This window comes from Streptomyces sp. MS19 (assembly GCF_047200595.1).
In the GTDB taxonomy this organism is placed as follows: Bacteria; Actinomycetota; Actinomycetes; order Streptomycetales; family Streptomycetaceae; genus Streptomyces.
The window spans coordinates 103,040-125,474 of sequence record NZ_JBJZOH010000004.1 but is presented as its reverse complement, the minus strand read 5'-3'; the positions used below and the strand labels follow the sequence as shown (position 1 = coordinate 125,474).

Annotated in this window: 17 protein-coding genes; 6 read left to right on the top strand and 11 right to left on the bottom strand. The window is 72.3% G+C overall.

Going from position 1 to position 22,435, the window contains the following annotated elements; genetic code table 11:
• The first annotated feature begins 172 nt into the window (after positions 1–172).
• The 3 genes from ACL02R_RS06115 to ACL02R_RS06105 are packed head-to-tail and all read left to right on the top strand — an operon-like array spanning position 173 to position 3,428.
• Positions 173–1,147, top strand: coding sequence for a carbohydrate ABC transporter permease (locus ACL02R_RS06115; RefSeq protein WP_412795825.1), 975 nt, complete (start codon positions 173–175; stop codon positions 1,145–1,147).
• Entirely contained in the window at positions 1,140–2,027 is an 888-nt protein-coding gene (locus ACL02R_RS06110; protein ID WP_412795824.1) for a carbohydrate ABC transporter permease, read from the top strand. The genes ACL02R_RS06115 and ACL02R_RS06110 overlap by 8 nt, the downstream gene beginning before the upstream one ends.
• A 51-nt stretch (positions 2,028–2,078) precedes the next feature.
• On the top strand, positions 2,079–3,428 hold the full coding sequence (locus ACL02R_RS06105; protein ID WP_412795823.1) for an ABC transporter substrate-binding protein: 1,350 nt from the start codon (positions 2,079–2,081) through the stop codon (positions 3,426–3,428).
• A gap of 455 nt (positions 3,429–3,883) precedes the next feature.
• On the opposite strand, the gene ACL02R_RS06100 is transcribed toward ACL02R_RS06105, so the two are convergent.
• The 5 genes from ACL02R_RS06100 to ACL02R_RS06080 all read right to left on the bottom strand — a co-directional run bounded on the left by ACL02R_RS06100 (position 3,884) and on the right by ACL02R_RS06080 (position 8,208).
• A complete protein-coding gene (locus ACL02R_RS06100) occupies positions 3,884–4,630 on the bottom strand; it encodes a cupin (RefSeq protein ID WP_412795822.1) in 747 nt (248 codons plus the stop codon).
• Entirely contained in the window at positions 4,624–5,568 is a 945-nt protein-coding gene (locus ACL02R_RS06095) for a PmoA family protein (RefSeq protein ID WP_412795821.1), read from the bottom strand. The genes ACL02R_RS06100 and ACL02R_RS06095 overlap by 7 nt, the downstream gene beginning before the upstream one ends.
• Entirely contained in the window at positions 5,565–6,686 is a 1,122-nt protein-coding gene (locus ACL02R_RS06090; RefSeq protein ID WP_412795820.1) for a Gfo/Idh/MocA family protein, read from the bottom strand. Before ACL02R_RS06090 ends, ACL02R_RS06095 begins: the two co-directional genes overlap by 4 nt.
• A gap of 172 nt (positions 6,687–6,858) precedes the next feature.
• The gene (locus tag ACL02R_RS06085) at positions 6,859–7,959 is read right to left on the bottom strand and encodes a LacI family DNA-binding transcriptional regulator (protein ID WP_412795819.1); all 1,101 of its coding nucleotides are present in this window, start codon (positions 7,957–7,959) and stop codon (positions 6,859–6,861) included.
• A gap of 63 nt (positions 7,960–8,022) precedes the next feature.
• Entirely contained in the window at positions 8,023–8,208 is a 186-nt protein-coding gene (locus ACL02R_RS06080; RefSeq protein ID WP_412795818.1) for a hypothetical protein, read from the bottom strand.
• A 197-nt stretch (positions 8,209–8,405) separates the two neighbouring features.
• Between ACL02R_RS06080 and ACL02R_RS06075 the strand changes: the two genes are divergently transcribed.
• The 3 genes from ACL02R_RS06075 to ACL02R_RS06065 all read left to right on the top strand — a co-directional run bounded on the left by ACL02R_RS06075 (position 8,406) and on the right by ACL02R_RS06065 (position 15,086).
• Positions 8,406–8,645 carry a hypothetical protein gene (locus tag ACL02R_RS06075; protein ID WP_412795817.1) on the top strand — a complete coding sequence of 80 codons (240 nt, stop codon included), beginning with the start codon at positions 8,406–8,408 and terminating at the stop codon, positions 8,643–8,645.
• Positions 8,646–8,906: 261 nt separating this feature from the next.
• Positions 8,907–12,452 carry a ThuA domain-containing protein gene (locus ACL02R_RS06070; RefSeq protein ID WP_412795816.1) on the top strand — a complete coding sequence of 1,182 codons (3,546 nt, stop codon included), beginning with the start codon at positions 8,907–8,909 and terminating at the stop codon, positions 12,450–12,452.
• Between the two features lie 249 nt (positions 12,453–12,701).
• A complete protein-coding gene (locus ACL02R_RS06065; protein WP_412795815.1) occupies positions 12,702–15,086 on the top strand; it encodes a ricin-type beta-trefoil lectin domain protein in 2,385 nt (794 codons plus the stop codon).
• An 87-nt stretch (positions 15,087–15,173) separates the two neighbouring features.
• On the opposite strand, the gene ACL02R_RS06060 is transcribed toward ACL02R_RS06065, so the two are convergent.
• Genes ACL02R_RS06060 through ACL02R_RS06035 form a run of 6 tightly spaced genes read right to left on the bottom strand, consistent with a single transcriptional unit; the run spans position 15,174 to position 22,414 of the window.
• Positions 15,174–16,652: a glycoside hydrolase family 76 protein gene (locus ACL02R_RS06060; protein WP_412795814.1), complete on the bottom strand. Its 1,479-nt coding sequence runs from the start codon at positions 16,650–16,652 to the stop codon at positions 15,174–15,176.
• A gap of 18 nt (positions 16,653–16,670) precedes the next feature.
• The gene (locus ACL02R_RS06055; protein ID WP_412795813.1) at positions 16,671–17,600 is read right to left on the bottom strand and encodes a sugar phosphate isomerase/epimerase family protein; all 930 of its coding nucleotides are present in this window, start codon (positions 17,598–17,600) and stop codon (positions 16,671–16,673) included.
• Positions 17,600–18,847 carry a substrate-binding domain-containing protein gene (locus tag ACL02R_RS06050; RefSeq protein ID WP_412795812.1) on the bottom strand — a complete coding sequence of 416 codons (1,248 nt, stop codon included), beginning with the start codon at positions 18,845–18,847 and terminating at the stop codon, positions 17,600–17,602. The genes ACL02R_RS06055 and ACL02R_RS06050 overlap by 1 nt, the downstream gene beginning before the upstream one ends.
• Positions 18,844–19,857, bottom strand: coding sequence for an ABC transporter permease (locus ACL02R_RS06045; protein ID WP_412795811.1), 1,014 nt, complete (start codon positions 19,855–19,857; stop codon positions 18,844–18,846). Before ACL02R_RS06045 ends, ACL02R_RS06050 begins: the two co-directional genes overlap by 4 nt.
• Entirely contained in the window at positions 19,854–20,888 is a 1,035-nt protein-coding gene (locus tag ACL02R_RS06040) for an ABC transporter permease (RefSeq protein WP_412795810.1), read from the bottom strand. The genes ACL02R_RS06045 and ACL02R_RS06040 overlap by 4 nt, the downstream gene beginning before the upstream one ends.
• A complete protein-coding gene (locus tag ACL02R_RS06035) occupies positions 20,885–22,414 on the bottom strand; it encodes a sugar ABC transporter ATP-binding protein (protein ID WP_412795809.1) in 1,530 nt (509 codons plus the stop codon). Before ACL02R_RS06035 ends, ACL02R_RS06040 begins: the two co-directional genes overlap by 4 nt.
• Positions 22,415–22,435: the final 21 nt, after the last annotated feature.

Genomic DNA, 22,435 nt, shown 5'->3' with positions numbered 1-22,435 from the left:
CCCCGGTGTCAGCCCCAGGGCTCCCCTTCCGGTGCGCACGCACCGCCATGCGTCGTGCAGTCCCCCGTACCCGTTCCGGAGAACCGCCGTTCCCCGGGTCCGGCGGCCGCAGCGCTCAGATCAGAGAGGAATGCCCCGTGGAACGACTCACGGCACGTAGGGAGGGAGGCGGATGAGCGCTCTCGGCGAACTGCGGTCGATGAGCCGCGCCCACGGCGCCGCCTCCGGCGCGGACAGGCGGCGGGGCGGGGCGGGGATCGGCGCGGGCTCCGACCGGAAACGCGACGGCAGGGCGGCGCTGTTCTTCCTGGCGCCCTGGGTGGTCGGGCTGGTGGGCATCACCATCGGCCCGATGATCGCCTCGCTGTACCTGGCCTTCACCGACTACAACCTGCTACAGGACCCCCACTTCACGGGGCTGGACAACATCCGCCGGATGTTCGAGGACGACCGGCTCGCGCACTCGCTCCAGGTCACCTTCGTCTACGTGATCGTGTCGGTCCCGCTCCAACTGGCCGTGGCCCTGGGCCTCGCGGTGCTGCTCGACCGGGGGCTCCGCGGCCTGTCGCTGTACCGCTCGGTGCTCTACCTGCCGTCCCTGCTCGGCGCCAGCGTCGCCATCGCCGTGCTGTGGCGGCTGGTGTTCGGCACCGAGGGGCTGTTCAACGCGTTCCTGTCGCTCTTCGGTGTGGAGGGGACCGGCTGGGTCTCCGACCCGGACACGGCGCTCGGCACGCTGATCATCCTGCACGTGTGGACCTTCGGCGCGCCCATGGTGATCTTCCTCGCGGGACTGCGCCAGATACCCCGTGAGCTCTACGAGGCGGCGTCCACGGACGGTGCGACGAAAAGGCGCCAGTTCTTCTCCCTCACGCTGCCTCTGCTCAGCCCGATCATCTTCTTCAACCTGGTGCTGGGGATCATCGGGAGTTTTCAGTCCTTCACCCAGAGTTTCATCGTCTCGAACGGGACCGGCGGGCCGAGCGATTCCACGCTCTTCTTCTCGCTCTACCTCTACCAGGAAGGCTTCACCAGTTTCCGCATGGGTTACGCCTCGGCCCTGGCCTGGCTGCTGCTGATCGTGATCGGCGCCTTCACCGCGCTCAACTTCTGGGCCTCCAAGTACTGGGTTTTCTACGATGACTGAGACAGCCGTCCCCGCCCCCGCCCCGGTTCTCGCGCGCTCCGCCCGCGCCCGCCGCCGGCGTGTGACCAGCGTGATCAAGCACGTGTTCCTGGTCGTCATCTGCCTGTTGATGCTGTATCCGCTGCTGTGGATGGTCGTGAGTTCCCTCCGGCCGAACAGCGACATCTTCACCAGTCCTGGTCTCCTGGTCGACACCTTCGACTTCGACCACTATCCGACGGGCTGGGACGCGCTCAGCTATCCGTTCAGTACCTATCTGCTGAATTCGGCGCTGGTGGTCCTCGGTTCCGTCATCGGGAATCTGGTCTCCTGCTCGATGGCCGCCTACGCGTTCGCGCGGCTGGACTTCCGGTTCAAGAGGCTGGCGTTCATCGCCATGCTCGTCACGATCATGCTGCCGATCCACGTGCTGATCATCCCGCAGTACGTGTTCTTCGCGCAGCTGGGCTGGATCAACACCTATCTGCCGCTGATCGTCCCGAAGTTCCTCGCCACCGACGCGTTCTTCATCTTCCTGATGGTGCAGTTCATCCGGGGAATACCGCGGGAACTCGACGAGGCCGCCCGGATCGACGGCGCCGGGCACGTCAGGATATTCGGCCGGATCATGCTGCCGCTGATGGTGCCCGCGCTGGCGACCACCGCGATCTTCACGTTCATCTGGACGTGGAACGACTTCTTCACGCAGCTGATCTTCGTCACCAAGCCGGACCTCTACACCGTGCCGGTGGCGCTGCGTTCCTTCGTGGACGCGCAGTCCTCCTCGGACTACGGGGCGCTGTTCGCGATGAGCGTCGTCTCGTTGGTCCCGGTGTTCCTGGTGTTCCTCTTCGGCCAGCGGTTCCTGCTGCGCGGCATCGCCACGACCGGCGGAAAGTGACAGGAGGGCGGCATGAGAGACGAGTCATCCGAAGAGAACGGGAGGAGCGCCATGCGACGCACCACCACGGGGCGGCGGGGCGCGCGGCGGCTGGTCCGGGGCGCGCTCACCGCCGGGACCGCCGCCGTCCTGGCCACCGCCCTGGCGGCGTGCGGCATCGGCGAGGGCTTCGAGGGCGAGCCCGAGCTGTCCGACGGGAAGGTCACCATCAGCGTCAACTGGTGGGGCGCCGACGCCAGGACGCAGGCCACCGAGGCGGCCATCGAGCTGTTCGAGGACGAGTACCCGAACATCGACGTGGAGCCGCAGTTCGCCGACTGGAGCGGCTACTGGGACCGGCTGGCCACGACGACGGCCGCCGGGGAGATGCCGGACGTCTCGCAGTTCGACCAGCTCTACCTGTCCGCCTACGCCCAGCGCGGCGCGCTGCTCGATCTCGACCGCGTCTCCGAGTTCCTCGATCCCTCCGTGCTCGGCGACCAGTTGCTGGACAGCGGCCGAGTCCGCGGCAGCCTCTACGCGGTGCCGACCGGCGGCACGGCCAGCGCCATCATCATCAACACCACGCTCTTCGAGCAGTACGGCGTCCCCGTGCCGGACACCGGGCAGTGGACCTGGGAGGACTTCGAGCGGGCGGGCCGGGCCCTGACCGAGGCGTCGGACGGCGAGGTGCACGGCATCTCCCCGTGGGGCGGCGACGCGATCACCCTCACGGTCTGGGCGCGGCAGCACGGCGCGCAGGTCTTCGACGACGAGGGGAACGTGGCGCTGCCCGCCGATGTGCTGGCCGGCTACTGGCAGGAGGTCCGTGACCTCATCGACTCGGGTGCCGCGCCGGGCAGCACGCAACTGGCCGAGACCGGCGGCCTCCCGCTCGACCAGGGCGACCTGGTCACGGGCAGGACGGCGATGAAGTTCATCCCCGCGGGCATGTTCAACGCCTATCAGTCGGCAGCTCCTGACTACGCGTTCAGCATCGCCGACTGGCCGACCGATCCGGACACCCACGCGGGCTTCCAGTACCTCAAGCCGACCATGTACTGGGCCATCTCCTCCACCACGCAACATCCGGCGGAAGCGGCCCTGCTGGTGGACTTCTTCACCAACGACCCGCGCGTGGGGGAGCTGTTCGGGGTGGACCGGGGCGAGCCGGGCAATCCGCGCTTCCGGGAACTGATCGAACCCGATCTTGATCCCGGCACCCGGGAGGCGATGGCGTTCAGCAGCCGGGTCACGGCGGACATCCGTGACACGCCGCCGATCACCCCGCCGGGCGCCAGTGACCTGGAGACGGTGCTCGGCCGGTACAACCAGCAGGTCATCTTCGGTGACGCGACCCCGGAGGAGGCGGCGGAGGACTTCCTCGACGAGCTGAACGACTCGGTGCGTGCCGCGAGCTGACACCTCCCCGTCCGCCGGGCGCGTCACCGGTTCCCCCGTCCCCGGCATGCCCGGGGGCGGGGGAACGTCACGTGGAGGGGATGTCACGGAGCGTTGTCAGTGGCGCGTGCGACGATCCACGCATGATGTACCGAAGCAGGACATGGCGAGAGAAGGAACGGTGCTCCGGCGGCGGGGCGGTCACCGGGCGGTGGGTTTCCCGGCGCGGGGTGGCGGGCCTCCGGGTGCGCGTTCGGCTCGGGTGGTTCCGGCTGTGGCACGGACCGGTGCCGCGACCGCCGACCCGGCTCGCGGGCGGCGTGCTCGCCTTCGGGCGCCGGCTGGTGGGCACCGGCCGTCGCGGCGTGACGCGCGGCCTTGCGGGGCGGTGGCGGTGGCCGCCGGAGTACGGCGAGGCCGGTCCCGGCATGTGCCGGGACCGGCCTGGGAGGAGACGGGGCGGGGGTGACGCCGTGTCAGTCGTCCAGCCGGTGGAGGGTGGTGCCGGGCAGTTCGTACTCGTCGCGGCGGCCGCACATGCCGTAGCCGCCGAGCCGCGAGGGCTCCGCGCCGTACGCGGTGGCCTCGGCGAGGTACGCCGGTTCACCGGCTTCGAGCGCCGCCAGGTGCGCGCCGGTGCGCTCGGCGGCCGCCAGCGCGCCCGCCCGCCACAGCTCGCGCCACGCGGGGACCCGGTCGCGGACCAGCCGGGCCGCCGCACGCTGGAACGCGAGGAACGGCTCAGGGTCGCCCGCCGCCAGCGCGTCCCGCAGCGGCAGATAGCCCTCCACCGCGAGGTCGCGGCGGCGGTGGGCTGCGGCCTCCGCCGCCGGCCCCGACTTCGCCGGGAGCGCCGCCTCCCTGGCGTAGCGCTCCGGGTCGGCCAGCACGTCGGGCGGGAAGGTGAACACCGCGTCACCGGCTTCCGGCAGCCCGCTGTTCTGCATCAGCACGGTGATGCGCAGGTCACCGCCCTGCACCATGCGGTGCACCGTGCCGGGCGTGAACCAGGCCACGGCGCCCTCTTCGAGCGGCGTGTCGCGGTACCCGTCAGGGCTGAGCGTCTGCACCGCCCCCCGCCCGCCGGTGACCACATACGCCTCGGTGCAGGCCAGGTGCAGGTGCGGGCTCCCCCCGCACACCCCGTCGGCCGCCGCCCAGTCGTAGGCCCGCAGGTGGGAGAGTCCCACCGCGCCCGGCAGGGGCCGGGGCAGGCTCACCACGACAGCTCCGCCAGCGCGGACGCCACCCGTTCCCGGTCCCAGGCGCCGTCGGCGACGAGGACCCGGTAGCGGAAGGCGAACGCGTCGCCAGGCGGCAGCGCGAACTCCTCGAAGAACGCCCAGGAGAACGCCACGGTGGGGATGGGCGTGGACCGCACGAACCAGTGCGACCCGTGCACCGCCCGCTCCGGGTCGAGGTTCTCCGGCGCGTGCGCGAAGACGAGCGTCGACGCCGCGTCCACGTCGTCGTGCGTGCCGGAGAAGGCGAGCCAGGGTCCCTGGGTACCCATCAGCGCCTCCTGCCCCTCGGCGCCGTCGGGGCCATCGGGGCCATCGGGGCCGAACACCGTGCCGCCGGTGAGGTCCCGGGGCCCGCGCCACTGGAGGCCGGTGTACCCGGCCATCTCCCGCCCGGCGGTGGTCGGCGACCCGAAGCGCAGCGGCTCGTCGCGGAGGTTGGTCAGCCGGATCGACCAGTCGAGCGCCCAGGACCCGGCGGCCTCGTCCACCGCGTGGACGGTGAGGCCGCGCCGCTCCCCGGCCCACTCGGCGCCGTCGTTGGCCACCCAGGTCAGGTCCTCGGCCAGCGTGAGCCGCTCGTCTGTGGCGGTGAGGCCGGCGAAGCCGTCGTGGCGCATCGAGCCGACGCGCTCCGGGACGCGCCGGTAGCCCTGGTCGGGCCCGAGGTAGGAGTGGCCGCCCCAGAAGTTCTGGCCGGACAGGTGGCTGGCGGTCATCTGGAGGCCCTTGTGCCAGCGGTGGTCGTTGGGCCGGTAGCCGCTGACGAGGCGGCCGGACAGCGTGCGCAGCGGGTGCACGTACGGCTTGCGCGACTCGTACGGCTCCGGGTCCGGGCGGTACACGTAGGAGAGCAGGTCCACGCCGCCCGCCGAGACGGTGATCCGCTCACCGTGGATGTGGTCGACCTTGATCGTCATCGCTGGGGCCTCCAGTCCGGGTGGTCGCCGTGCATGGCGGTGTAGTAGGGGTCGCCCTCGCCGATCTCCCCGGCGAGCACCGGCCGTCCGGTGAACGCGGACTTGTACAGCGCCGCCGCGAACTCGACGGTGCGGCGGGCGTCCTGGCCGCTGCCCGGGGGGCGCTCGCCCCGTTCCAGGGCGTCGAGGAGCGCGCCGAGCTGGGCCGCGTGCGAGCTGGGCAGGTCGTCGGCCGGGGTGCGCCAGCGGGCCACCCGCGCGTCGTCGCCGAGGCCGGGTCGCGGGGTGTAGACCCAGTCTTCGTTGGTGTGGCCGTAGAGGTGGGTCAGCTCGACGGTCGCCTCGGCGCAGTCCACGCGGATGCGGCTGACCTCGTCGGGCGACAGGACGCTGTTGACAACGGTGGCCAGCGCGCCGTTCTCGAAGCGCACGAGCGCGGTGGACACGTCCTCGCTCTCCACGTCGTGCACCAGCCGCGCCGCCATGGCACGCACCTCGGTCCACTCGCCCAGCAGGTGGAGCAGCAGGTCGAACTGGTGGATGCCGTGCCCCATGGTCGGCCCGCCGCCCTCGGTCGCCCACCGGCCGCGCCACGGGACGGTGTAGTACGCCCGGTCCCGGTACCAGGTGGTCTGGCAGTGAGCGACGAGCGGGGCGCCGAGTTCGCCGCCGGAGATGAGCCGCCGCGCGTGCCGCGCCCCGGAGCCGTAGCGGTGCTGGAAGACGACGGAGGCGTGGTTGCCGGTGGCGCGCTCCGCCGCGGCGACGGCGTCGTACTCGGCGAGGGAGAGGGTCAGCGGCTTCTCGCAGAGCACCGAGGCGCCGGCTTCGAGCGCCGCGACCGTCTGCTCCCCGTGGAGCGAGGGAGGCGTGCCGATGAGGACAAGGTCGGGGGACGCCTCGCGCAGCATGGCGCCGAGGTCGGTGAACCCCTCGGCCGCCAGGCCGGCTTCGCCGGCCTGGCGCCGGAAGGCGGCCAGCCGCTCGGGGGCGACGTCCACGGCGGCGACGAGTTCGACGCGGTCGGCATGGGCCCTGAGGGCGGGGAGATGGCTGCCGGTGACGATGCCACCGGTGCCGACGACCGCCGCGCGCAGTCGGGACGGAGGTGAGGGCATGGGAGACGGCTCCTCGATTCAGAAAGCGCTTGCAGCACCCCACCCTACGATTTAAGTTATCGATCACACAAGACCCCGCGGAGGGTGGCCCACCGGCTGCCGGGAGCACATTCCCGCAGGTCAGCCGGGCTTTCCGGCGCCCTGGGGGTGGTGTGTCCTGGCGGTCAGGAGGTCAGGAGACGGAGGTGGGCGCCGGGCCGACGGACCCGCGCGGTACCAGGCGGTTGATCCCGCCGCTGGTCAGTGGCGGGGCCGCCGGCGCTTCTCCCCTGAGCAGCGCCAGCAGCCGGCCGAAGGCGACCCAGCCCTGCCGTTCCCGGTCCACGCTGACCGTGGACAGGGGCGGGTCGAAGTACCGCCCCAGTTCGTCGTCGTCCCAGCCGAACACGCTCACCCGCCCCGGCACGTCCACCCCGACGCTCTGCAAACCCCGGATCACCCCGAACGCCATCTGGTCGTTGGCGGCGAACACGGCCGTCACCGGCGAGCCCGCGACGACGTCCCTGGCCGCGTCCCAGCCGGCCCGCACGCTCCAGTCGGCCTCGACGACGGCGTGCGAGACCAGCCCGAGACCGGCCACCGCCGACTCGTAGACGGCCCTGCGGTTGCGCGCCGACGGCCAGCTGGACGGCCCGGCGACATGGAGGAACGTGCGGTGCCCGAGCCCGGCCAGGTGCGCGACGATCTCGGCGGCCGGGGTGGCGTCGGCGAGGACGCCGCGCGAGCGCATGTTGTCGTCGTACTCCCCCTCGACGACCAGCGGGACGCGCAGCGCGGCGGGCGCGAGCGCGGCGATGTTGTCCGGCAGCGCGGCGAACGACAGCAGGCCATCCACGTTCTCCGGCTGGAGGAGCGTGCCGATGCGGGCGGCGCGGGCGGTCGCGTCGCCTTCGAGGCCGACCACGTCCAGCAGGTACCCCGCCTCGTGCGCGGCCGCCGCGGCGCCCCGCAGCAGGCGGTTGGGGACGAAGCTCGTGGAGTCGGGCAGGATCACGGCGACCCGGTTGGTGCGCCGGGTGCGCATCGACCTGGCGGCGAGGTTGGGCCGGTAGTCGAGCGCGCGGACCGCCTCGGACACCCTGCGCACGGTGTCGGGCCGCATCGTCGGGTCCTTGCGCAGGAACCGCGAGACCGTCTGGTGCGACACCCCGGCGAGCCTGGCGACCTCGTAGATCGTCGCCGCCTTGCGGGCGGGCCCGGCCGTCGCTCCGGTCCCCGTCCGCGCGGCGGTCGTCTCCGCGTCCCCCGGCGGTGTCGCGGGCTGCTCCGGCATCTGGTCGTCCCCTCCGGTCGGGTGTGGCGGCGGGCGGCGCCGGGGCACCGCCCGTGTGAACGTTCACCCAAGTCTGCCCTGCCCCCGCCCCGGCCCGGCAGGGCGGCCCCGTGCGTCACGCCGGGAGGCGTTCGGGGGCGGGGTGTGGGTGTGCTCCTCCGCCAGCAGGTGTGCGAGTGCGGTCAGTTGGGGGCCGGTGCGGTCGGTGCACCAGATGAGGGCGAGCTGCGACGCGCCGAGCCCGTCCACGCGGACGTAACGTACGTCGCCCCGGGTCAAGCGTTCGGCCAGCGGGCGGCAGACCAGCAGGGTGTGCTCGCCTGTCGCGACGAGCGCCGGCCCCTCCTGGACGGAGCTGATCCCGGTGGTGGAGCGGATGGGCGCTCCGCCGGGGTGGCGCGCGGCAGGCGGGCGGCGCGCCAGTGGTCGGGGGCGTCGCCGACGGGGTGGAGGACGTCCGGGCCGGCCAGTTCCTCGGCGTGCACGCGCGCGGCGGCGGCCGGCTCTTCGTCACCGCGCACTTCGCCGCGTACACGTACGTGCGGCCGCTGTTGGAGGAGCGAACCGGGCTCGGGCAGGGGACGCTCGCCCTGGTGCTGCTGCACGGATGCCCCCGTGGGGAGGAGGCGGGAGCGCCGTGGGGTGCGCCGCCGGCCGGGGAGGGGACGGTGGCGGGCCGGGGCTGACTGTGTGGTGAGAAGTCAAAGTCCGTCGCGCGTCACGCAGAGCGCGCCGTTTTCCGTTCGAAGAAGTCCTTACTTTGTCCCTTGACGAGCGGAACTTCTGCTCCGACAGTGCAGACGATGAACCGTACAGGTACATGACAGCGCATGATCCGTCAGGTCCGCACGGCTTCCCTCATCATCCGGCCGCCGCCCGGCGGCTCCCTCCGAGGCACGGCGCGTCCCGATCCGTTCCGTCCGAACACGACCATCGGAGAGGAACCCATGAGAAGACCCCCGGGCCACCGTCGCCTGACGGCGGTCACCGCCCTGCTCGCCGCTCCCCTGCTCGCCCTCGGCGCGCTGCCCGCCGCGTCCGCGTCAGCGCACGAGAACGCCGCCGCCGACTTCCACGCCCTGCTGTTCACCAGGGCGGCCGGCTACGTCCACGGTTCCATCCCCGCGGGCATCGAGATGTTCGAGGAGGAGGCGGCCGAGAACAACTTTGAGATCCACCAGACCGCCGACCCCGCGATCTTCAACGACGCGGACCTCGCGGCGTTCGACGTCGTCATCATGCTCCAGAACTCCGGCATGGTCTGGGACACCGCCGCCCAGCGCACGGCCATGCAGAACTACGTGAACGGCGGCGGCGGGGTGGTCGCCGTCCACAACACGCTGGACATGGGCATCGAGCAGCAGTTCCCCTGGTGGGACGATCTGATCAACGGCGGCGCCCACATGCCGGCCCACTCCCCCGGCACCCTCCAGGGCACGGCCCACGTCGCCGACCGCGCGCACCCCTCCACCCGTGCCCTGCCCGAACGGTGGGAGCGGGCCGAGGAGTGGTACAACTTCTCGCCCAACCCGCGCGGCGACGTGCACGTCCTCGTCACCGCCGACGAGACCACCTACGACCCGGGCGGCTCGGCCATGGGCGCCGACCACCCGATCTCCTGGTGCCGCGAGGCCGAGGGCGGCCTCGTGTGGGCCACCGCGATGGGCCACGAGGCGGCCGCCTACGACGAGGCGGCGTTCCGCGACCACCTCGTCGGCGGCGTCAAGTGGGCGGCCGGCGTGGAGCCGGGCGACTGCGGCGGCACGGTGTGGAGCAGCTACGAGAAGGTCACGCTCGACGACAACACCGCCGACCCCATGGAACTGGACGTCGCGCCGGACGGCCGCGTCTTCTACGCCCAGCGCGGCGGCCAGTTGCGCGTCTTCGACCCCGACAGCCACTCCACGGTCACGGCCGGGACGCTGAACGTCTACACGGGCGGCGAGGACGGACTCGTGGGCCTCGCCCTCGATCCGGACTTCGCGACGAACAACTGGATCTACCTGTACCACTCACCGGCGGCCAGTACGCAGGACGTCAACCGGCTGTCCAGATTCACCATGCAGGGCAACACCCTGAACCTGTCGAGCGAGGAAGTCCTGCTGGAGGTCCCCGCCTACCGCGACCGCTCGTACCCCGAGCCGGGCCACACGGGCGGCAGCCTCGACTTCGGCCCCGACGGGACGCTCTACCTGAGCACCGGCGACGACGTGGCGCCCAACCTGTCGTCGCACTGGCAGGGTTACGCCCCGCTCGACTGGCGCGCCGGGCAGGAGCGCCTCGACGCCGCCCGTACGGCGGGCAACACGAACGACCTGCGCGGCAAGATCCTGCGCATCAGGCCGACCGGCGACGGCGGTTACACCATCCCCGGCGGCAACCTCTTCGCGCAGGGCACGGCCGGCACCCGCCCGGAGATCTACGCGATGGGCTTCCGCAACCCGTTCCGCTTCACCGTGGACCAGGAGACGGGCCACGTCCACGTGAGCGACTACGGTCCCGACCGCGGCGGCCCCACCACCGACCGGGGTCCCGAGGGCCTGGTGGAGTACAACATCATCAAGCAGCCGGGCAACTTCGGCTGGCCCTTCTGCCACGGCGACAACCAGCCGTACGCGCCCTACAACCCGGACACCGGCGTGGTCGGCGCGAAGTTCAACTGCTCCGGCCCCGTCAACGCCTCGCCCAACAACACCGGCCTGCGGAACCTGCCGCCCGTGCAACTGCCCGACGTCTGGTACGGCTACGGCGCGTCCGCCGACTTCCCCGAGGTCGGCGAGGGCGGCTCCGCGCCCATGAGCGGCCCGGTCTACCGCTACGACCCGGACAACCCGTCCCCCACCAAGTTCCCCGAGTACTTCGACGGCACCAGCTTCTTCTACGAGTGGGCGCGCAACTGGGTGAAGGAGATCCAGCTCGACGAGGACGGCGAGGTCCTCAAGATCAACGACTTCCTGCCGGACGTCGACTTCGTCAAGCCGATGGACATGACGTTCGGCCCCGACGGCTCGCTGTACGTCCTCGAATGGGGCAGCGCCTTCGGCGGCGGCAACAACGACTCGGGCCTGTACCGCATCGACTACGTCCAGGGCGGCCGCGCCCCCGTGGTCGAGGCGAGCGCGTCGGTCACCAACGGGCCGGCGCCGCTGACCGTGCAGTTCTCCAGCCAGGGCACCCGCGACCCGGACGGCGGGGCGCTCACGTACGCGTGGGACTTCGACGGCGACGGCACGTTCGACTCCTCGGCGCAGAACCCGTCGCACGTCTACCGGACGGTCGGCGAGTACACGGCCCAGCTGCGGGTCACCGACTCCGACGGCAACGCCGGGTACGGCAACATCCCGGTCAACGTGGGGAACACGGCGCCGACCGTGCGGATCGACTTCCCGGTCAACGGCAGACTCATCGAGTTCGGCGACCAGATCCCGTACCGGGTGACGGTCACCGACCCCGAGGACGGCACGATCGACTGCAACAACGTGATCGTCAACCCGGCGCTCGGCCATGACGACCACGAGCATCCCACCACCGACCTCCGGGGCTGCCAGGGGACCCTGGACACCTCCCACCTCGGCGGGCACCCCGAGGGCGCCGACCTCTGGTACGTCCTCAACGCCCGCTACACCGACCGCGGCGCCACCGGCACCGGCGCGCTGACCGGCTACGGCCGCGCCGTCCTCCAGCCCCGCCACAAGCAGGCCGAGTACTACCAGGCCCAGTCGGGGACGCGGATCGTCTCCCAGGCGGGCGCGGAGAACGGGCAGCGGATCGGCGACATCAGCGACGGCGACTGGATCGCGTTCGAGCCGATGAGCGTCGAGGGCGTCAACTCGGTGTCGTACCGCTTCTCCTCACCGTCCGGCGGCGGTTCCATCCAGCTGCGCGCCGACTCCCCGACCGGCACGCTGCTGGCGACCACGCCGGTCACCGGCACGGGCGGCTGGGACACGTACCGGTCCACGCCGTCCGTACCGGTCGCGGCGCTCGGCGGCACGCACCGGCTGTACCTGGTGTTCACCACCACGTCGGACAACTCCTTCGACGTGGACGCCATCCAGTTCGGCGCGCCGAGCGGGTACCAGACGCTCAGCGCGCGCCACTCCAGCAAGTGCGTGGACATCCCGGGGTTCTCCACGGCCCCGGGGACGGGCGCGATCCAGTACGCGTGCAACGGCGGGACCAACCAGCAGTTCACGGCACGTGACGCGGGCGGCGGGCGGGTCCAGCTGGTGAACCGCAACAGTTCGCTGTGCCTCGCCGTGGCGGACGGGTCGAGCGCGGACGGCGCCGCCGTCGTGCAGACCGCGTGCGGCAGCGCGACGAGCCAGCGGTGGCAGTTCACGGACGCCGGTTCGGGCTTCGTCCGGATCGCCGCCCAGCACAGCGGCAAGTGCCTGGACGTGGAGGCCGCCTCCACGGCCGACGAGGCGCGGCTGATCCAGTGGACCTGCGGGACGGGTACGAACCAGCAGTTCCGCCGCACACCGGTGTGATGCGCACCGGCTGAACGGCACCACCGCAGGTGAACGGTACGGCCCGCCGAGGGCTGCCCGGACGGTGCGCGCTGCGCCGCCGGACCGGTTTTTCCCGGCGTGGAGAAGGCATGGACGGCTCCACCGCGAGTCCCTACCGTGTGCGCCACGGGCACTTTACGCGTACATGACATACACATGCGCGGGCCCGCCCGTCGCGCACCACCCCCGTTCCACCCCTCGCTCCGCCTCGGCATGTCAGGAGGACATGTGAGAACACGGAAGCACCGGCGCACGCGCGCACGTGCGCTGGGTGTGCTCCTCAGCGGGCTGTTCTTCGCGAACCTCGCCTCACCCGGCACCGCCACCGCCGCCGACGTCCCGCCCCAGGAACCGGGCGTGACCCTGCGCACCTTCGACGTCGGCGTCCCGCTCAACGAGATCTGCCCCCTCAAACCGGGCCAGACCCCGAACGTCGACAAGCTGATGCCGACGGTCGACTGGACGACGACGAGCCAGTTCGGCGGCACCGACAACTTCGTCTCCCAGGTCATCGGCAACGTCAGCATCTCCCAGGCCGGCACGTACACGTTCCGGCTGATCAGCGACGACGGCTCCCGGCTGCTCATCGACGGCCAGGAGGTCATCGACCACGACGGGCTGCACTCCGCGACGCCGAAGGACGGCTCGGTCGCCCTCACCTCCGGCTACCACGCCCTGCACATCGACTACTTCGAGCGCGGCGCCGACCAGCAGCTGACCCTCCAGTGGCGGCCGCCGGGCGCCACCGCGTTCACCCTCGTCCCCCACTCCGTGCTCAGCACGGACGCGGGCGTCGTGCGCGTGACGGCGCCGGGCCGCAAGGAGTGCGAGAGCGGCTTCGACGCGCCGGGCGACGGCCTGCCGCTGACCGGCGTGCACCCCAACTACACACTGACGAACCTGCGTCCGGCCGGTTTCGAGCCGCAGGTCAGCGCGATGGACTGGCTGCCCGACGGCCGCCTCGCGATCACCACCTGGGGCGGCACCGACAACGTCACGGGCGAGGTCTACCTGCTCAGCGGCGTCACCGGCGCGACGAGCCCGAGCCAGGTCACGTACCGGCGCATCGCCCAGGGGCTCAGGGAGCCGATGGGCATCAAGTACGTGGACGGCAAGCTGTACGTCTCGGAGAAGCACCAGCTGACCGAGCTGAACGACACCGACGGCGACGGGGTCACCGACCAGTACCGGCGGGTCGCGCAGTGGCCGTACGGCGGGAACTTCCACGAGTTCGCCTTCGGCCTGCTCTACCAGGCGCCCAACTTCTACCTGAACCTCTCCGTCTCCATCAACTACGGCGGCGCGACGACCGATCCGCAGCCCGTGCCCAACCGCGGCACCACCATCAGCGTCAACAAGGACACCGGCCAGGTCTCGTACGTCGCCGGCGGCCTGCGGACGCCGCACGGCATCGGCTGGGGCCCGGAGAACGAGATCTTCGTCACCGACAACCAGGGCGGCTGGCTGCCCTCTTCCAAGCTGCTGCACGTCAAGCAGGACCGGTTCTTCAACCACTACATGAACCCGGCCGGGCCGTTCGACAACCGCGCCGTCAGCAAGCCCGTGCTGTGGCTGCCGCAGAACGAGATCGGCAACTCGCCCAGCACGCCCGTCACGCTCACCCAGGGCCCGTTCGCCGGACAGCTGCTGATCGGCGACGTGACGTACGGCGGCCTCCAGCGCGCCTTCCTGGAGAAGGTGGACGGCGAGTACCAGGGCGCCGTCTTCCGCCACACGCAGGGGCTCGAAGCGGGTGTGACGCGGGTCAGCATCGGCCCGGACGGCTCCCTCTACACCGGCGGCCTCGGCGCGGGCGGCAACTGGGGCCAGGAGGGCAAGCTCAGCTACGGCCTCCAGAAGCTCACGCCGAACGGCACCAACGCGTTCGACATCAGATCGATGAGCCTGACGGACAACGGCTTCGTCCTCACCTACACGCAGCCGCTCTCGCAGGCCACGGCGGACAGCCTGGCGAGCAAGTACCGCGTGCAGCAGTGGCGTTACGCGCCCACGGCCGACTACGGCGGCCCGAAGCTGGACGAGGAGACGCTGTCCGTCTCGTCCGCCCGGCTGTCGGCGGACCGCACACAGGTCACGCTGACCATCCCCGGCCTGAAGACCGACCGCGTCGTGCACGTCCAGTCGCCGCGGCCGTTCAGCTCCCAGTCGGGCGAGACGCTGTGGAGCACCGAGGCGTGGTACACGCTGAACGCCAGGCCAGGCGAGCGCACGGGCCAGATCACCGGCCTCGGCGGCCTGTGCCTGGACAACAGCCAGAGCAACACCGCGGACGGCAACCCCGTCCAGACATGGGCGTGCAACAACACCGGCGCCCAGCGCTGGAGCGTCGGCGAGGTGGACGACACGCTGCGCGTCCAGGGCAAGTGCCTCGACGTCAGCAACGGCGGCACGGCGGACGGCACGGTCGTGCAGCTGTGGACGTGCAACGGCACCGCCGCGCAGACGTGGCAGCACCAGGCCAACGGCAGCCTGCGCAACCCGCGTTCGGGCAAGTGCCTCGACATCCCCGGATCGAGTACCGCCGGGGGGACACGGGTCACGATCTGGACGTGCAACGGCAACGCGAACCAACGGTGGGTCCTGCCCGCTTAGCGGCGGCACCCTGTGAGACACGGAGGGGCCCTGACCTGCCGGGAAGGCGGGTCAGGGCCCCTCTGTCATGCGGTGCGCGGGTCCGGGTCAGCTGAGCTGCGCGGCGTTGAGCAGGTCGAGCGCGCTGTGCTGGCAGCCGTGGCCGACGGTGGTGCGCGGGCCGGCCCAGTGCGAGCTGTAGAGGTTCAGCTCGTTGCGGGCGTTGGCGTACGCGGCGTCGGCCTGCCGGTCGAGGTAGGCGTTCCACGGGTGGTCGGACAGGTACGCGTTCAGGGCGCCGAGGCCGCGGGCGTACGCGCCCTTGAACGAGGGGCCGTCACCGTTGCAGCCGTCCGACTCGTTCGGCTCCCGCAGGATGCCGCCCGGGTTGAGGTAGGACGAGCCGGTGGAGGCGTCGGCCAGGTTGCGGGCGGCGGTCAGCAGGCTGTTGTCGCCGGTGGCGCGGTGGAGTTCGGCCAGGCCGCCGAGGATGACGCCCTGGTTGTACGTCCAGGTGGGCTGGCCGTTGTTGGCGCAGTTGTCGTTCAGCCCGTCGTTGATCAGGTGGGACGAGTTGATCATCCCGCTGCTGCGGAACCAGTTCCACTCCTGCTGCGCCCGCTGGAGGTACACGGTGTCGCCCGGGATGCGGTTGTGCAGGGCGGCGTTGAGGTGGAGGTACAGCTCGTTGGTGATGGCGTTCTTGTAGTCGTCCGACTGCCGCCACTGGACACCGCCGCCGCACTTGCCCGTCCAGTACCGCGCCATGTGCTCGGCGTCGGTCCTGGCCGTGTCGAGGTAGCGGGTGTCGCCGGTCAGGTCGTACGCCTTGATCCAGGCGAGGCCCCACCAGCCCGTGTCGTCCAGGTAGTCGTTGCGGAAGTCGCCGCCCTGGTTGTCGCGGGCGCGCTCCCAGGTGCGGGCGATGGCGTAGGTGTAGCTGCCCATGCCGCTGATGCGGATGTTGTCGATGACGGCGGTGAGCGCGTTGGCCGACGTCCACCAGCCGTTGCCCTCGAACAGCCCGGTGTCGCGGTCGTACATGGCCATCAGGCCGGTGGCGGCGGCCGTGCTCCTGCTGCCCGCGTTGCGGGTGTCGCGCGCCCAGGGCGTGCAGGTGATCTCCGGGGCGCCGGACGCCTTGCCGCAGGCGCGCAGGGCGCCGACGCCCTGGTTGGCCCAGTCGTCCACGTTGTACATCTGGGTGCGCCAGCCGCCCCAGCCCGCCGGGGTGGTCGTGGCGCCCAGCCTGCTGTTGTCTCCCCAGGTCCTGCCCGCGTCGAACGAGCGGTCGAGCCAGACCTCGTCGCCCGCCCCGCCGTTGTCGATCGACGCCCAGCCCATCGAGGAGGCGTCGTCGATGTGCAGGCGCACGGTGCGGCCGTGCACGGTGGAGCTGACGGGCACGCGGTCCTGCGCCGCGTTCGAGGGGTCGCGGGCGTCGCAGTACGTGTTGCAGACGACCGCGAGCGGGACGACGGCGCTGTCCGCCGCCTCCCGTCCGCCGGCCTGTGCCAGGGGGGTTGTGCCGAGCAGCAGCGTGGACAGCACGACTGCGGCTCCCGATGACGTGCGGAACAAGGGCATGGTCACACTCCAACCGCGTTACCTGTGGGGGATCGCCCCCTCGGTGGGGGCCGGGCGGCCGAGGGCCCGGCGCAGGAACGCCAGACCCTCGACCGCGATGGCGTCCTGGTGGGGTGCCAGGGGACGCCAGACCGAGGCGGCCACCGCGATGCTGTCGTTGTGCGCGGTGAACGACTCGATGCACAGCGGGCCGGTGTGGCCCGCCGCGCGCAGGGCGCCGAGGAACGCCGGCCAGTCAAGGTGGTCCCGGCCCGGCGTTCCCCGGTCGTTGGCGCAGACCTGTACGTGGGCGATGCGCCCGGCGGCCTGTGCCACGGCGGTGTCGAGGCCCGTCTCCTCGATGTTCTGGTGGTACGTGTCCAGGCACAGCCCGACCGCGTCGGCGGGGAGCCCTTCCAGGGCCTCCAGGGTCTGCGCGACGGTGTTGAGGAGGCTGGTCTCGTACCGGTTCAGCGGCTCGACGCCGAGGGTGATCCCGGCGGCGCGCGCGTGGTTCACGACCGGGGACAGGTGGTCGCGCCACTCGGCGAGCGCGGCGGCCCGTTCGCCCGGTCTCATGCGCCAGGTCCGGCCGACGGCGGCGTACATCGGACCGGCGACCACCGGGGCGCCGACCCGCGCCGCGGAGTCCACGCAGCGCAGCAGGTACTCCTGGGTGCGCTTGACGGTGACCGTGTCGGTGGCGACGAGGTCGCGGCCCGGCGGCATCACGGCCATCACGGCGGCCGCGGTGAGGCCGTGGCGGGCGAGCAGCGGGGCGACGGCGGCGGGGTCCCAGTCGTCGGCCTGCTCCAGGGGCAGTTCGACGGCGTCGAAGCCCCAGGCGGCGAGCCGGGGCACGGTCTCCGCCAGGGCGGCGCCGTCCACCGGGGAGTGCCAGATCCAGGGGTTGGCGCCGATGGGGAAGCCGGGGGTGTGGGGGGCGTCGGGCGTGTCGGGGGTCGTCATCACCGGCCTCCCCAGTCCTGCGGGTAGCCCGGCAGGTCCTCGCAGCCGCACAGACCGTAGTGCAGGGGCGGCATGTCGCCGGTGAGGTAGTCGTCGCGGTTCTCCTCGGTGATGACCGGCTGCGGCAGCACCCACTCGGACGGGACCTCCTCGCCCGCCAGGACGCGCAGCGCGGCGATGACCGGGGTCCGCCACTGGAACGTCGGGTAGCCGGGGGCGATCGCGGTCAGGCCGCCGTCCCGCCAGGCCTCCAGGAAGTCACGCTGGTCCTCGCCGGTGATCGGCGGGACGTCCTCGCCCGCGTCCTCGAACGCCTCGATGGCCGCGACGGCGGTGGCGCCGGAGTCCATCCACACGCCGTCGATGCCGCCGCTGCGTTGGATCGCGTCGGTCACGATGGACTTGGTGGTGGCCGGGTCGCCCTCGGTGAACTCGACGCCCACGACGTCGAGTCCGCCCTCCTCCAGGGCGCGTTCCGCGGCGGCCCAGCGGTGTTCGAGCACGTCCACGCCGGGCGAGATGCGCAGGGCCAGCACGCTGCCGCCCGGCTCGACCTCGTCCACGAGGAAGTCGGCGGCGGCCGCACCGTACGCGTACCCGCCGACCGGGTGGATGAAGGTGACGGGGCAGTCGGTGGTGACGCCGCGGTCGAAGACGACGACCGGCAGGCGCGTGCAGGCGTCCTCGATGGCCGGGGTGAGGGTGGCCGTCGTGTTGGGCGAGACGATCAGCAGGTCGCAGTCGCGGTTGCTGAGGTCCTGGATGTCGGAGATCTGCTTGTCGTCCTGGCCCTCGGCGTCCAGCACGGTGAAGTCGGTGATCTCCTCGTGCTGCGCGACCTCGGCCTCCATGGTCGTCAGGCCGACCTGGCGCCACGGGTTGAACACGCCCGCGTTGGAGAAGCAGAGGTGGACGCCGTCGGCGGTGTCCGCCGCGTACTCCTCGGTGCTGACCAGCTCCGGGCCGAGCATCTGCTCCCAGGGGCGGTCGGCCGGGCCCTCGGGCGTCTCCTGGGCGAGGGCGAGCTGCCGCTGGTACTCGTCCTCCTCGAAGAACCCGCTCTCCGCCGCGTCGGTCTCCCGCGCGTCGCCGGAGCCGGGTGAGCCGGAGGGTGCGCCGGGGGTGTCCTGCGGGACGTCGCTGCTGCACGCGGCGAGCAGGAAGGCCGCCAGGAGCGCCGTCGCCGCGAGCGCGGGGCGGCGGGCGGTTCTGGAGCGGGCGGTGCGGAGCGTGCTGCGTGCGGTCATGCGGCGGGACCTCCGGTTGTGGTGGAACGGCGGCGCAGGCGGGACCAGTCGGCGGCCCCGATCGCCACGGCGGCGATGACGATGACGCCCTGGACCGTGGGTTCCAGGGCGCCGGACACTCCTCGCAGGTTGAGCAGGGTGAACAGCGCGGTGAGGGCGAACGCCCCGGCCATGGCGCCGACGACCGACCCCCGGCCGCCGCCGAGCAGCACGCCGCCGAGCACGACGGCGGTGATCGCCTCGAACTCCATGCCGCTGCCCGCCTGGGCGGAGACGCCGGAGAAGCCGCCGACGAGCACGGCCGCCAGCGCGGCGACGGCGCCGGAGAGGACGAAGACGGCGACGCGGACGCGGTGCGTGCGCACGCCGGACAGCTCGGCGGCGCGTTCGCTGTCGCCGGTGGCCATCAGGGTGCGGCCGAAGCGGGCGCGCATCAGCAGGGCGACGGCGACGCCCGCCGCGAGGCAGACGACGACCGCCCAGGGCAGGCCGAGGACGTCGTCGCGGCCGATGGCGCGGAAGTCGTCGGGCAGGCTGCCCCGGGGCGAGCCGCCGGTCCAGTAGAAGACGCCGCCTTCGAGGATCAGCATCATGCCGAGCGTGGTGATGAACGACGGCACGCCGAGGGCCGTCGTCACCAGCCCGTTCACCGCGCCGACGGCGGCCCCGGCGAGCAGCAGGGCGCCGGTGACGACGAGCCAGTGGGCGCCGGGGAACGCGTCGTAGATCTCGGCGGCGACCACGACCCCGGTCGTGACGACCGCGCCGACCGACAGGTCGAAGTGGCCGCTGACGATGACGAGGTACTGCCCGGCGGCCAGCAGCACCAGGGGCGCGGCGCGGCGGACGAACGCGAGGAGCCGGTCCGGTTCGTAGAACGACGGGTCGGTGACGGCGAGGGCGGCGAGCAGGACGAGGAGCAGGGCGTAGACGGGCAGGGCCGTGCCGAGCAGCTGCGTGAGGCGGGCGCGGCCTGGCGCGGCGGCGGGGATGGGGCGCGCGATGGTCATGCGTTCCTCCTCGCGGAGCGGCGGCGGCGCGTGTAGACGGCCACGGCCGCGATGATGATGACGCCGCGCAGGACGTTCTTGAAGAAGGGGTCGACGGCCAGCTGGTTGAAGACGCTGTCGAGGACGGCGAGGACCATGACGCCGCCGAGCGTGCCGACGACGCTGCCGCGGCCCCCGGCGAGGATCGTGCCGCCGAGGACGACCGCCGCGATGGACTCCAGGTCGTAGCTCGCCTCGGTGCCCGCCCAGGGCGAGCCCGCGCCGAAGCGCGCGGCGAGGAACAGGGCGGCGACGCCCACGCACAGGGAGCACAGGACGTGGGCGGCGACGACGGTGCGGCGGGTGCGGACGCCGGAGAGGCGTGCGGCGTGCTCGTCGCCGCCGGTGGCGTACATGTGGTGCCCGAGGCGGGTGCGGCGGCAGACGAACCACAGGGCGAACGCGACGGCGGCAAGGAGGAGTACGGCGAGCGGTACGGGCCCGACGCGGTCGTAGCCGAGGCGGCGGAACGTCGCGGGCACGGCTCCGGCGGGTCCCGTGTAGTTGTCCTCGATCCAGCCGCGCAGGATGAGGGCGACGCCGAGGGTGGCGATGAACGCGTTGACCTTCAGGCCGGTGACGATCAGCCCGTTGGCCAGGCCGACGGCCGTGCACAGCGCGAGGACGGCGAGGACGGCGAGGACGACGTTGCCGTCCTGGCCCGCCATCGTCTCGGCGGCGACCAGGGTGCCGAGGCTGGCGAGGAACGCGACGGACAGGTCGAGCGAGCCGGTGAGGATGACCAGCGTCTGGCCGAGGGCGATCAGGCCGAGGGCGACGCAGTTCTGGAGGATGCCGGTGATGTTGGGCTGGGTGAGGAACTCGCCGCCGCGTGCGGTGACGACGATCCAGCCGAGCAGGGTGACGCCGAGCGCGGCGAGCCAGATGCCCACGGCGGGGTCGGCGAGACGGCGGCGCCAGGCGCCGGCGCCCGTGCCGGGGCGGCGGGCGAGCGCCGGGAGGGGCGCCTCGGAGGGCGAGGTGGCGGTCATCGGTGGGCACCGTCCCCGGGGGCGGAGCCGGTGGGGGGCGGGGCGGTACGGGCCGGCGCGGCCGAGGTGGCGAGCCGCATGATGTCCTCCTCGGTGGGTCCCGCGGGGAGTTCGCCCGCGGGGCGTCCGTCGGCCATGACGAGGACGCGGTCGCTCATGCCGATGAGTTCCGGCAGGTCGGAGGAGATGAGGACGACCGCCATGCCCTCGGCGGCCAGTTCGCGCACCAGGGTGTGGATGGCGGCCTTGGCGCCGACGTCCACGCCGCGCGTCGGCTCGTCGAACAGCAGGACGCGGGGGCGGACGGCGAGCCACTTGGCGATGACGACCTTCTGCTGGTTGCCGCCGGAGAGGAAGCGGACCTCCTGGCGGGTGCCGCGCGAGGTGAGGCGTACGCGGTCGAGGAGGCGGGTGACGCCCTCGTCGCCGCGCGGGCGGCCGGCGCCGGACGGCGGCACGGCCCGCGTGACGAGCAGCGCGTTGTCCTGGACGGACTGGCGCAGGGCGAGCCCCTCGGCCTTGCGGTCCTCGGTCACCAGGGCGATGCCGGAGCGGATGGCCTCCCGGGGGCGGCGCGGGCGCAGCGGCCGCCCGCCGAGCGTCATCGTGCCCCGGGTGAACGGCGCGGCGCCGAAGACGGCGCGGGCGAGCGCGCTGCGGCCCGAGCCCTGGAGGCCGCCGACGCCGAGGATCTCCCCGGCGCGGACGGCGAACGAGACGCCGGACAGCCGGTCGTTGCCCGCGTCGTCGAGGGCGAGGACCGTCCCGCCCAGGGCGGCGGTGTCGGCGCGCGGCGGGTAGTAGGCGCTCAGCTCGCGGCCGACCATGGACCGGACGATCTCGTCCACGGTGGTGCCGGCCGTGTCGACGGTGGTGACGTGGCGGCCGTCCTTGAGGACGGTGATGCGCTGCGACAGGGTGAAGATCTCGCGCATGCGGTGCGACACGTAGAGGATGCCGAGGCCGCGGGCGGTCAGCCGTCTGACCAGGGCGAAGAGGGTCGCCACCTCGTGCTCGGCGAGCGCGGCGGTGGGCTCGTCCATGATGAGGATGCGGACGTCCGCGGCGAGCGCCTTGGCGACCTCGACGGTCTGCTGCCTGGCCACGGACAGGTCGCGGACGGGGGTGTGCGGGCCGATGTCGGCCGCGTCGAGGCCGGCCAGCAGCTGCGCGGTGCGCCGCGCCATGGCGGCGCGGTCCACGAGTCCCCTGCGGGTGGGTTCGCGGCCGAGGAAGACGTTCTCGGCGACCGTGCGGTCGGGGAGGAGCGCCAGCTCCTGGTGGATGACGCCGACCCCGGCGGCCTGTGCCTGGGCGGGGTGGGTGAACGAGCGGGGCTGCCCGTCGATCTCGATCCGTCCCCCGTCCGGGACGTGCTCGCCGCTCAGCAGCTTCATGAGGGTGGACTTGCCCGCGCCGTTCTCGCCGACCACGGCGTGCACCTCGCCCGCGCGCAGGTCGAGGGAGACGCCGTGGAGTACGTGGATGCCGAGGAACTTTTTTGTCATGCCCTGCATCGACAGCATGCAGGCAATGTCGGGGCGTCA

Coding starts and splice junctions, on each gene's coding strand:
- ACL02R_RS06045 (WP_412795811.1), bottom strand. CDS start 19,857: ATGACCATCGCGCGCCCCATCCCCGCCGCCGCGCCAGGCCGCGCCCGC.
- ACL02R_RS06060 (WP_412795814.1), bottom strand. CDS start 16,652: ATGCCCTTGTTCCGCACGTCATCGGGAGCCGCAGTCGTGCTGTCCACG.
- ACL02R_RS06050 (WP_412795812.1), bottom strand. CDS start 18,847: ATGACCGCACGCAGCACGCTCCGCACCGCCCGCTCCAGAACCGCCCGC.
- ACL02R_RS06085 (WP_412795819.1), bottom strand. CDS start 7,959: ATGCCGGAGCAGCCCGCGACACCGCCGGGGGACGCGGAGACGACCGCC.
- ACL02R_RS06035 (WP_412795809.1), bottom strand. CDS start 22,414: ATGCTGTCGATGCAGGGCATGACAAAAAAGTTCCTCGGCATCCACGTA.
- ACL02R_RS06040 (WP_412795810.1), bottom strand. CDS start 20,888: ATGACCGCCACCTCGCCCTCCGAGGCGCCCCTCCCGGCGCTCGCCCGC.
- ACL02R_RS06115 (WP_412795825.1), top strand. CDS start 173: ATGAGCGCTCTCGGCGAACTGCGGTCGATGAGCCGCGCCCACGGCGCC.
- ACL02R_RS06070 (WP_412795816.1), top strand. CDS start 8,907: ATGAGAAGACCCCCGGGCCACCGTCGCCTGACGGCGGTCACCGCCCTG.
- ACL02R_RS06090 (WP_412795820.1), bottom strand. CDS start 6,686: ATGCCCTCACCTCCGTCCCGACTGCGCGCGGCGGTCGTCGGCACCGGT.
- ACL02R_RS06055 (WP_412795813.1), bottom strand. CDS start 17,600: ATGACGACCCCCGACACGCCCGACGCCCCCCACACCCCCGGCTTCCCC.
- ACL02R_RS06105 (WP_412795823.1), top strand. CDS start 2,079: ATGCGACGCACCACCACGGGGCGGCGGGGCGCGCGGCGGCTGGTCCGG.
- ACL02R_RS06095 (WP_412795821.1), bottom strand. CDS start 5,568: ATGACGATCAAGGTCGACCACATCCACGGTGAGCGGATCACCGTCTCG.
- ACL02R_RS06110 (WP_412795824.1), top strand. CDS start 1,140: ATGACTGAGACAGCCGTCCCCGCCCCCGCCCCGGTTCTCGCGCGCTCC.